This window comes from Nocardia sp. NPDC050378 (assembly GCF_040655675.1).
Classification (GTDB): Bacteria; Actinomycetota; Actinomycetes; order Mycobacteriales; family Mycobacteriaceae; genus Nocardia; species Nocardia coubleae.
Map to the genome: position 1 here is coordinate 1 of NZ_JBFAKI010000024.1, position 10,359 is coordinate 10,359.

At 65.5% G+C, this 10,359-nt stretch carries 7 protein-coding genes, 1 pseudogene and 1 CRISPR repeat array (1 of these 9 only partly in view); of the genes and pseudogenes, 2 read left to right on the forward strand and 6 right to left on the reverse strand.

The window, feature by feature from the left end; genetic code table 11:
• Window positions 1–752 precede the first annotated feature (752 nt).
• The 3 genes from AB0I35_RS30340 to AB0I35_RS30350 form a co-directional block, all read right to left on the reverse strand.
• Complete coding sequence (locus tag AB0I35_RS30340; RefSeq protein WP_357399749.1) at window positions 753–1,028, reverse strand: hypothetical protein; 276 nt, start codon at window positions 1,026–1,028, stop codon at window positions 753–755.
• 77 nt (window positions 1,029–1,105) lie between these two features.
• Complete coding sequence (locus AB0I35_RS30345) at window positions 1,106–1,411, reverse strand: hypothetical protein (protein ID WP_357399750.1); 306 nt, start codon at window positions 1,409–1,411, stop codon at window positions 1,106–1,108.
• Window positions 1,412–2,352: 941 nt separating this feature from the next.
• Window positions 2,353–3,540 carry a helix-turn-helix domain-containing protein gene (locus AB0I35_RS30350; protein ID WP_357399751.1) on the reverse strand — a complete coding sequence of 396 codons (1,188 nt, stop codon included), beginning with the start codon at window positions 3,538–3,540 and terminating at the stop codon, window positions 2,353–2,355.
• Between the two features lie 162 nt (window positions 3,541–3,702).
• Here AB0I35_RS30350 and AB0I35_RS30355 point away from each other — a divergent pair, with 162 nt between their 5' ends.
• Window positions 3,703–5,031 carry an MFS transporter gene (locus AB0I35_RS30355; protein WP_357399752.1) on the forward strand — a complete coding sequence of 443 codons (1,329 nt, stop codon included), beginning with the start codon at window positions 3,703–3,705 and terminating at the stop codon, window positions 5,029–5,031.
• Window positions 5,032–5,093: 62 nt separating this feature from the next.
• Here the strand turns inward: AB0I35_RS30355 and AB0I35_RS30360 are convergent, their stop codons facing one another.
• Entirely contained in the window at window positions 5,094–6,116 is a 1,023-nt protein-coding gene (locus tag AB0I35_RS30360) for a PHB depolymerase family esterase (protein WP_357399753.1), read from the reverse strand.
• The gene (locus AB0I35_RS30365) at window positions 6,113–7,543 is read right to left on the reverse strand and encodes a carboxylesterase family protein (RefSeq protein ID WP_357399754.1); all 1,431 of its coding nucleotides are present in this window, start codon (window positions 7,541–7,543) and stop codon (window positions 6,113–6,115) included. Before AB0I35_RS30365 ends, AB0I35_RS30360 begins: the two co-directional genes overlap by 4 nt.
• A gap of 171 nt (window positions 7,544–7,714) precedes the next feature.
• On the opposite strand from AB0I35_RS30365, the gene AB0I35_RS30370 reads away from it, so the two are divergent.
• The gene (locus AB0I35_RS30370; protein WP_357399755.1) at window positions 7,715–8,371 is read left to right on the forward strand and encodes a TetR/AcrR family transcriptional regulator; all 657 of its coding nucleotides are present in this window, start codon (window positions 7,715–7,717) and stop codon (window positions 8,369–8,371) included.
• Between the two features lie 692 nt (window positions 8,372–9,063).
• Here the strand turns inward: AB0I35_RS30370 and AB0I35_RS30375 are convergent.
• Window positions 9,064–9,930, reverse strand: a pseudogene (locus AB0I35_RS30375) (IS256 family transposase); the annotation flags it as partial.
• Between the two features lie 164 nt (window positions 9,931–10,094).
• Window positions 10,095–10,359: a CRISPR direct-repeat array (repeat unit 29 nt; unit sequence GGGCTCATCCCCGCTCGCGCGGGGAGCAC); it runs 135 nt beyond the window's last position.

The window sequence follows — 10,359 nt, forward strand, 5'->3', positions numbered from 1 at the left end:
CAAGGTTCGCACGTCACGCAAAGGCGTCCACATACGGGACGAGTCGAGCGGAACAGCTGCGTTCAGTTGAACAGTCATCGTTGACTCCTTCGCTGTGAGCCCGCACCGAATCCGGACCGTACAAAGCGTTCCTGTTTTCGAATGCGGGTAGTCGATGCCGTGGCTCACATAGGTTGGGCTCTGCGCATGACTCTAGAGTGAGCTACCGTTCAGCTTCTACTCCCGTTTCGCGCAGGATCGCACTGCACTAAAAGAGCTTCTACCTGCATGAATGGCCCTGTTATCAGTACGCGTTGCGCTGCAATCGGGTGGTGACGCGCGTATCGCTCATCTTTCGAGAGCCTCTCCGACAGTAATCGGGACTGGCGATGCACGATGGTTGGACAGCAGCCCGAGCTAACAGCAAGACCATTCATGCCGCCCTTTCTGCACAGATGCAGGCGCGATGACAGAACGGGTCGAGGAGATAGTCGCCGATATCCCCAAGACTGGACCGGTACTGAGCAGCAGTGGGGCCAAGTGTGAATCACCCACGTTCGAACACTGGCACGACGGCGAGATGCCCTGGCAGGTTGCAGAAGCCCCAAGGAGCAGCTCCGCCGAGTCCGGTTGCCGAGGCCGGGTTCTGACCGGTGACCAAACGTTCGTCGATGATGACGTTCTCGGTGTAAGCCGCGGCCGACACCGGGAGTCCGATACCCCGCGCGCCCAGTCGTTGAATCGCGTCGTCGAACCACGGTCCTAGTCTTCGGTCAGGCGAGCTGGACGATGACCGTTTCCTCGGCCGGTGTTTCGTAGCCTAGTTCCGTCAGCCAGCCCGGTGTACGGGTGCCGCGCTCCATCGCGTCCACGACGAGGTCGGCCGTAAGCGTTTCCGTCGCGCTGCCGGGTGCGCGTGAGATGGTCTGGACGCCGGTGATCCGGTCCCCGACCGCCGCCGGGACAAAACCCACGGCATCGCGGCGGTCAGCGATCCGCACCGACGGCAGCGCCCGGACCCTGTCGCGGATAATGCCTTCCAGTCGCAACCTGGTCGGCAGATGGGTTGGAACCTGCGGCTGTCCGGGCTATGGCGCAATCGGACCCCAACCGCGTATTCGATTCCTCATGTCACGGTCAGCCGTTGCTGGCGGCGTTGGTGGGCTGGCGGGTCCATTGTGATCAGATCACATCGGGTTCGCACCCACGCCGGATTGTTCTGAATATGTCGGAAATCGGGTGTGATCACCACGGCGATGCCATTGGCGTCGATATAATCGATCAATGAGTCGAGGTCGATACCGGGCTCGATGATCATGTGAACAATCCGGACACGGTGGGCTGCGGCGATGTCGAGCGCGTAGGCACGAACGATGCCGAGCATGTCAGTGAGTTGAAGCCGGTCGGCGACGAAGACGGCATTGTCATTCATTCGGTCCTCCTCGAAGTTGCCGCCAGGAGGGCGCGCGAGGCTGGGACTCCCACATGGCGGGTGTTCTCCAGTAGACATCGCCGGAACATGTTGAGAGCTTTTGTCTGTAACCTCCACATGACCGGCGCCGACTTGTTGAGAATTAATCCAGCTCCTTCTCGTATTCCACCGAAACGTTGGCTGTAGATACTGGGTCTCGCCGACGATCATGAACGGCTGTCGCGATTTCAACACAGAGCTTGCGACTAGTCCGTAGTTGCCTCCGCTGGCTAGCGGCCGGACATCCGCAGGACAAAGCTATGTTGAAACGGCGTGGCCGGGATCAAGACAGCACTTCATCGTCGACACGTCGAGCCGATCAGTGGGCGGCGATGAGGTAAGCGTCGAGTCGCTGCCGATGTATACGCAATGACCGAGTAGAGAACCCAGTAGTCATGTGCTGGGCGTCAGACTCCAGCCCGGCAAGATATGCGGCGGCGGATGCGGCGTCAGGGCCTCCAGGCGCTCGTAGATATCGACTGCCGCACGCGCAGATCTGGTAGCCCGGCGGAGCACAAAACATAGGCAACTGGGAAACGCCTGGTTATTTCTGGCTGCTATCCAATCTGACGATCACGGGCTGCCGATTCGGACAGCTTCGCAATCCATCATGTCGGTGCTACGGTGTTGGCTTCTGACCTCAAGGAAATCCTGCTCGACCGACTGGTCACCGGTGCAAGCAACGCTGCGCCGCCGCACACCGACTCCGGCCAGTGTGCTCGACGATCCAGCAGCCAGCGGCCACTTGTCGCGGATGCCGCAGTGCGGGAGTGCAGCCGGTCCTGTAAGCACTACCCCAACCCCCGCCGCTCAGACAGATCGCCGCAACGACCTCGCGGGCATCAGAGTCTCCGATGTGCCTATGGCGGAATGTCCGACAGCCGTCGGGCGCACGCGTCGGTTCATCGGCGAAGTTGCGCCCAGGCGTGACATGCTGCCACCAACTCCGCTATTCCACCAGGCTCGCTCAGATTGCGTCCGGTGAGTTCTTCCAGCCGCCGCAACCGTTTTCGTACGGTGTTGGGATGGCAATGCAAACGCTCGGCTGTGTCGCTGGCCGACCCTGCGGCCGAGACCCACACCTGCAGTGTGTGCATCAGCGTCTGTTGGGTTTCCTCGGTGACCTCGAGCAGGTCACCGAGGACGGTGTTGGCGGTGCTGCGCGCCGCGTCCCTGCCGCCGAGGACGAGCATGTTCAGTGGCGAATTCTCGAACTGGTCGACCACCGGTCGACCAGGTAACCCGTCGCGCACCAGTTCGGCGAGGTCGAGTGCCCATGCGGTACGGCGCAGCGATCCGAAGACCGGACTGACGCCCACCGGGCCGCCCGCATGTCGACGCAACACTTGCAGGGCCGCGTCCGCGCGGGCGGGATTGCGCAACGACAGCACACCGACTGCGGTGTCGTAGCGGACCCGCCAGACCATCGTCACGTCGATCGCCGCCAACGCGGAGACCACGCGTGGCATCGGATCCTGGCCACGGTCGCTCACGGTTGCGATCGCGAGGAACGCGCCTTCGAGCGGAAGCCGGAGCGCGCGAGCGACATCGAGCAAGGTGGCCATCCCCGCGTCGTCGGACACGAGCACATCGACCAGGGCGGCGCGTTCTCGCTCCCGCTGGGACAGCAGGTAGTCCGCCTCGGTCCGGTAGCCCTCGATCATCGCGTCGGCGTCGAGACTGTGGTTGCGGAAGACCGCCTGCATGAGTCCGATCACGACCGGCGCGGGCACGGCGGGTGGCTCGGCGCCGACAGCGACGACGGCCGTCGACATCGCCTGGTAGCCGAGCCGGTATGCACACAATACGTCGGCGAGGGGTGCATCCTGCCTGGCCCGCAACCGCCCGGTTTCCGCAGGCGCGGACGGTAGATGTTCTCCGGTGAGCAGACTGCGCAACCCCGCCTCCAGGTTGATCAGCAACCGGGCGCCGACCTCGGTCGCAGTGCCCGCACCACCGGCCCGGTAGAACGGAATCTCGCTGAACATGCGCGCGGTGACGTCGTCGGCCATCGTCGGCAGATCCCGCCGCACCCGTGCGACAACTTCCTGCGCCAGTGCTGAATCTGGGTAACCGACCGCGCCGAGCATCCGCCTAGCGTATCGGCCCGGTGTGACTGCCGACACTCGATCGGCCGGTTCGGTGTCCGCTCGACCACTGACCGGAGTTCGCCCGGAATCTACCGTTCGTCCGGTATCGACCGAGCCGCCATCCGCCACGTGCGGATGCGCACAATGCAAGGAGACCGAGCGATGACGACCAGCTCAGGCCAACCACCCACCGTGAACGAGGCCGAAGTCCGCAAAGTGGCTATGGTCAGCCTCGTCGGCGCCAGCGTCGAGTGGTTCGACTTCTTCCTCTTCGGCACCGCGGCGGCGTTGGTGTTCCCGACGCTGTTCTTTCCCAGCACCGATCCGGTCACCGGGGTGCTGGTCTCGTTCGGGGTCTTCGGTATCGGATTCATCGCACGACCCGTCGGCGGTGTCGTCTGGGGCCACTTCGGCGACCGAGTGGGCCGCAAGAAGGCCTTTATCGCCGCGCTGGGGTTGATGGCGGTGGCGAGCGCGTTGATCGGCCTGCTCCCGACGTATGCGACCATCGGCATCGCGGCGCCGATCGCGTTGACGCTGCTGCGCTTCGCGCAGGGTGTCGCGGTGGGCGGTCAGTGGGGTGGTGCCGCCCTGTTGGCAACCGAATCCGCACCCGCGCACAAGCGGGGGTTCTACGGCAGTTTCGCTCAGCTCGGAGTGCCGATCGGTGTGCTGCTCGGGGTGTCGGCCTACTTCCTGCTCTCGGTCTCGCTGGGCGCGGAGGCATTCCGCCGCTATGGATGGCGGATTCCGTTCGTGGTCAGCATTCTGTTCGTCGGCGTCGTTCTCTATGTCCACCACCGGCTGGAGGAAACTCCGGCGTTCCGGAATCTGCAGCGCGCAGCGCAGGAAAAGGCCGCGACCGCCCCGTCGGTCGGCAAGTCGCCGGTGATCGAGGTGCTCCGTTCGCACTGGAAGCGGGTGGTGCTGGCCGGTGGGGCCTTCATCGTCGTGAATGCGACGTTCTACCTCTACATCACCTTCATGCTCGATTACGGGACCCGGACGCTGAAGCTGACGATGGCCGACGTGCTCGGACCGCTCAGCATGGCGACGCTGCTGCTGCTCGGCTGCATGCCGGTGTTCGCGGCGCTGTCGGACCGGGTCGGACGCCGCCCCTTGTACACAGCGGGTGCGATTCTCACCGCGTTGTGGGCGTTCCCGTTCTTCACGCTCGTCGACACGAAGACGTTCCTCGGCATGACGGCCGGTCTCGCTGTCGGGATGACGTTCCTGACGATGATGTACGGCCCGCTGGCGGCGTTCTTCGGCGAGTTGTTCCCGCCCGAGGTGCGCTACAGCGGAGCGTCGTTGGGCTATCAACTGGGGTCGGTGATCGGCGGCGCCGCGACGCCGTTGATCGCGGTCGAGTTGCTCGACCGGACCGGTTCGACGACCTCGCTGTCGCTGATGCTGGTCGGATTGTCGCTGTTGGCGGTGGTCTGCATCCGGCTGCTCGCGAGCATGCACAGCCAGGACGGCCGCGACTAGCTGAGCACGAATTCGCCCGGGAACACCATCGTGTGGTCCCGGGCGAATTCTCGTGCAGGCGATCAGCGGCCGGTGATCGCCCTGGCCATCTCGCGGATAGCGGCCAGCTGTGGCGCGCTCTTGGTGGCATAGCCCGCGCCGGTGTACCCCCACCAGTCCCAGCAACCCTGCGGATTCAGTGGGAGGAGACCGGCTGTCGCCTGGGGGTAGAGCACCACCAGATTGTTGGTGTCGGCGTAGGTGTCGAGATTGCCCGCCCGGGGGAACAGGTCACCGAACAGATACCGCCCGCTGGCGCAACCGTGGAGGGCGACGACGAGCCGGCAGGGTTCGCCCGCCGCGCACGCGGGCGGGGTGTAGACCATGCCGACCGTGTCCATGCTGATCGCCGAAGGTGTGGTCCCGGTGACGTACCGCTTCTGGTCGAAGGTGCTCAGCACCCCTTGCGGGGCAACGGCATTGGGCGGCCGCACCGAACCGAACCAGTGCGCGAGCATCTCGGCCTGCGCGTCAGTGCCGCAGTCGCTCAGAAACGGCGGCAAGGTCAGGCCGCACGGCACACTGCCCGCGGGCGTCGGCCAGGCATGGCCTGCGGGATCGGTGTCGCGATAGGCGACCTCGGCGCCGAAATGCCGATAGAACTCCACACCGGCGTCGGACACCTCGTCGGTGACGATCGGGTCGCGGGTGCCGTGGTAGGCGTAGACCGGTTTGCCCGTCAGATGGGTGATCGGATCGATCAGGCCCTGTTCCGACCAGGTTCGTGCCTGCTCTTGCAGTCCGGACAGCCCCGTGTCGCCCAGCACACACGACACGGTCTCGACGACCTCGCCGCGACCGCAGCCGTAAGGTCCCGCAGCGACGATGCCCGCACCGGCGAAGGTTCCCGAGTAGGCGACGGCCAGCTGGGTGGCCAGGAACCCGCCTGACGACACCCCCGTCGCATAGGTGTCGGTGATGTTGAGCCTCGGCAGGGCGGGTTGTGGTGCTGCTTGGGCTAGCGGTAACCCGCCGAGCCCGCTGACCAGGACTGTTGCGGCACTCAGAGCGAATGCGGTGGCCAAGCGGTGGAAACGGAATGTCATCGTCGACGCTCCAGGGAATCGAAGGTGTGTGGCAGTGAATCGGGAGTGTGGGCGGGCCAGCCTGGATCGCCGTCGGTGGCGAAACCGACCCAGGCCCGGTGCATTTCGTCGGCCAGACGCTGCGGCGGATTCTCGCCGGTCAACGCGTGCGCCCCGGCGAGAGTGTCGAAGACGAACGGCAGCTCAAGGGCGTGGCAAGCACCGAGGTTCATGACGTCTGTCGCCCAGGCGAATTCATAGAGATAGCTGGACGGCCCGAGCACCTCGGCGAGCCGCACGGCTGGTTCGGTGAAGATCCGATCGGTGAGAAGCTCACAAAAGATGTCGCCCGGCGTGGCGTCGGGCCGGCGAGGCCGATGATTCTCGACGGCCGCCGGGCTGATGCCCGCGCGGGCCAGCATCGAGGGCAACGACTGTGCGTCGATCCCGCTGACCAGGCCGAGCGGCACCACGAAGAAGCGGAACTCCTCGGTATTGGTTCCGACCATCACCGGCACCGACCCGGTCGCGCGCACGACATCCAGCGGAACGCCGGGCACGAGGTCGCCGTCGACGACGGGGAACATGCTCATCAACCCGGAGCCGCCCGTGATCACCGACGCACCCCAGCGCGCCGGATCGGGGTCGACGGCCAGCGCCGCACCGACCTCGGCGTGGGTCCGGAGCAGCTGATCCGGCGACATCTCGCCGAACTCGGCTGCCGTCGGACCGATCCCCAGTATTTTCGCGGCTTCGGTGCTGACCCACGCGGCGTCCGGCGCGGTGGCCACGGCTGTAGCGTCGCCGCTCTGCAGGATCGCGCGGTGGAACAGCCCTTCAGCGGCCGGTGCGCACAGCAGGCACGCGATGCTGATCGCACCCGCCGATTCGCCGAAGACCGTGATGTTTCCGGGGTCACCGCCGAAGGCCGCGATGTTCTCCGACACCCACCGCAGCGCCTGCACCTGGTCGTGCAGGCCGCGATTGGACGGAGCGCCGGGCAGCTCCGCGAATCCGGGGATGCCGAGCCGGTAGTTGATCGACACCAGCACCACCCCGTCGCGCGCGAAGGCCGTGCCGTCATAGAGCGGATGGGAGTTCGCGCCACGGCTGAACGCGCCACCGTGGATCCAGACCATGACCGGCAGCCCCGAGCCCGCCGGATCCGGAGTCCAGACGTTGAGGTTCAGCACATCGTCCCCGGCGATCGGCGAGCTGCCGATCAGTGCCTGCACCACACCGGGATAGGGCAATTGCGAACTGGTCGGGCCGAAGGCGTGCGCCTCACGCACACCCTCCCACCGCGCGGCGGGCGCGGCCAACCGGAATCGCGCCGGGCCCACCGGCGCGGTTGCGTAGGGGATGCCGAGAAAACGTGACACACCGTCGGCGCTGCGACGACCGCGCAGCCGGCCCTCGCTGACCGTGACGACCGGTTCGCTGGTCATCGCGCCTCCTCGGCGCCCACAGACGAGCTGTTGCTCGAACGGAAACCGAGCTCCGAGCAAGGTGAATTCATCGCAAACCTACTTCCTACCGATCGATCGATCGGCTTGGTGAGTAGCGTCACAGAAGGCGGTTACACTGTCAACCGATCGATCGTTCGCAAAGGAGATGGCATGACCCACGTCGGTGAGATCGCACTCCGGCAGCGAAGGCTGGTCGCGAAGACGCCGACACTGCCGCAGGCCGCTACACCCCCCGGGACCCGCGGCGCGATTCTGCAGGCCGGGTTGACACTCTTCGCCGAGCAAGGCTTCCACGGCAGCTCCATCCGGCAGCTCGCCGCGGCCGTCGGCATCACCACCGCCACCCTGTACGCGCACTACCCGTCCAAGGACGACGTACTCACGGAGTTGATCCGGATCGGCCACGAGGAGATATGGCAACGACTCAGTGCGGCAGTGGCCGACGTCGCCGACCCAACAGCTCGATTGCGGGCACTCGTCGGCGCCCATGTGCACCTGCACATCGATCACGCGCTGCTGGCAGTAGTCGTCAACAACGAGCTGCACGCCCTGCACCCTGATCAGGCTGAATCAGCTTTGACCTTGCGCAACAAATGTTTTCAGCTGCTGGCCGACACCATCAGCGATGGCGTCGCGAATAGAGATTTCGACATCGTGGACCCCGAGCTGGCCGCGATCGCTATCGCGAGCATGAACATGCGCGTGGCCAACTGGTACGACCCGCGACTGAGCTACACCCCGGACCAATTAGCCACCCGCTACGCCGAATACGCCCTGGACATCGTGCGCGCCCGCCGCCCGATCTGACCTCGCAGCGCCGCGTCAGCGGCATGGATGCCTGCTGCGTCACATCACCGACAGTGGTCGCGTGGACCCTGCCCGTCAGCTGTTCGGGGGTTTAAAGCGCCGGTTTCTCGTCCGAACGCAAGCCGCCGAATGCCGTAAACATGCCGACCTGGGTCGTAAAGACCTCACCGATGTGGGCGCTTTCACGCGCCGGACCATCCCGCAGACGCGGGGCCGACCCGATGCACCGCTCCGGGTTGGCCGGATCCCAGGTCGATCCCCGCAGGTGCGGGGCCGACACTTCTTCACCTGCACGTTTTCGAGAAGCCTACCCCGTTTCGTTCAGTGCTCTCTGCCTGTTGCTCGGCGGACGCGTGGCTTATCGAGACGCGGTTACACGTCGATCGAGACGACCCGACGCGATAATAGCGGTGTCGACAACGACCGCCCTTTATCAGGACTCGCGCGAGCGACCTACCCGCAGACAGACACTGCCGGTCGAGGTCGCATGGGGTGTCTCAGCATGCGCGCGATGTCATTCACTTCGCCTCGCATGGTCCCACAAGGGTCCGACTGTCTTCTACGCCCGGATCTCCGACGCGCTACGCGCTCACGAAGCCTCTTCCGCCCCAGCGCAGTACACACCAGGCTCAAATGCATGCGTCGGACTGGCCACCTTGTGGTGGTGAACCTCCCGGGCCGGATGGCCGATCTGATTCCGGGTCGGCTTGGTCGAACACCGAGTGCAGCAGGGTGCGCACCCAGGGCCACGACGTTTTCGGGGTGATCGACATCAAGTTGACGGTGTAGTGGGTGCGGCAACGTTGCCAGGCCGCGCCTGGCAGGGTCGCGCCGATCGCGGCGACCAGCCCGGCGTGGGCATCAGAGGTGACCAGCTCGACCCCGGACAAGCCGCGCGCCACGAGGTCGCGGAAGAACGCCAGCCAGCCGGCACCATCCTCGCCGGAAGTGACCTGCAAGCCGAGGATCTCTCGGTAGCCCTCGGCGTTGACGCCGGTCGCGACCAGGGCGTGGACGTTGACCACGCGCCCGTTCTCGCGGACCTTCAATACCAACGCGTCCGCGGCGACGAAGGTGGAGGGGCCTTGGTCGAGTGGTCGGGTGCGGAATGCTTCGACTTGATCGTAGAGGTCGGCGGCCATGATCGAGACCTGCGATTTCGACAGCTGGGTGACACCGAGGGACTCGACGAGCTTTTCCATCCGGCGGGTCGAAACGTCGAGCAGGTAACAGGTCGCGACCACACTGGTCAACGCTCGTTCGGCGCGTTTGCGGCGTTCGAGCAGCCAATCGGGGAAGTAGCTCCCCGACCGCAGTTTGGGGATCGCGGCGTCCATGGTCCCGACGCGGGTGTCGAAATCACGGTGGCGGTATCCGTTTCGGGAGTTGACCCGCTCGTCGCTACGTTGCCCGTAGCCGGCGCCGCACATGCTGTCGGCTTCGGCGTTCGTGATCGTGTGCACGAAGCTGGACAGCATCTCCCGCAGCAGATCAGGGCCGGCCGCGGCGAGTTGGGCATCGAAGGGTTTGCTCGGGTCGATACGCTGGATATCGGTCATCGCGTGATGCCTCCTTCAAGTGACTTTGGACGGTCTCTTCAAGGGTCACGCGGTGACCACCTCACTTCCGGCTACGACACGCTCGGAGCTGCTCCGCTGGTCAGGCCGTACACCACGCTATTGGACGCAACCCCAGCCAGCACGAACACCTCGTCCCCGGCGGTGGGCTCATCCCCGCTCGCGCGGGGAGCACCATGGTCGGTACAGGGGTCGGTACAGCAGGGGGGCTCATCCCCGCTCGCGCGGGGAGCACAATGCGACGACTGCCTGTGCCGGCACCACGCCGGGCTCATCCCCGCTCGCGCGGGGAGCACCTCGAATGCGGCCAGGCCGCCCGCCCAGTGTCGGGCTCATCCCCGCTCGCGCGGGGAGCACTTCAGTCCGACCGTGGCCAGCTGCACGCGCCGGGGCTCATCCCCGCTCGCGCGG

Excerpts from the sequence above, each read along its gene's own strand:
- AB0I35_RS30345 (WP_357399750.1), bottom strand. The coding sequence starts at position 1,411 with ATGAATGACAATGCCGTCTTCGTCGCCGACCGGCTTCAACTCACTGAC.
- AB0I35_RS30350 (WP_357399751.1), bottom strand. The coding sequence starts at position 3,540 with ATGCTCGGCGCGGTCGGTTACCCAGATTCAGCACTGGCGCAGGAAGTT.
- AB0I35_RS30355 (WP_357399752.1), top strand. The coding sequence starts at position 3,703 with ATGACGACCAGCTCAGGCCAACCACCCACCGTGAACGAGGCCGAAGTC.
- AB0I35_RS30360 (WP_357399753.1), bottom strand. The coding sequence starts at position 6,116 with ATGACATTCCGTTTCCACCGCTTGGCCACCGCATTCGCTCTGAGTGCC.
- AB0I35_RS30365 (WP_357399754.1), bottom strand. The coding sequence starts at position 7,543 with ATGACCAGCGAACCGGTCGTCACGGTCAGCGAGGGCCGGCTGCGCGGT.
- AB0I35_RS30370 (WP_357399755.1), top strand. The coding sequence starts at position 7,715 with ATGACCCACGTCGGTGAGATCGCACTCCGGCAGCGAAGGCTGGTCGCG.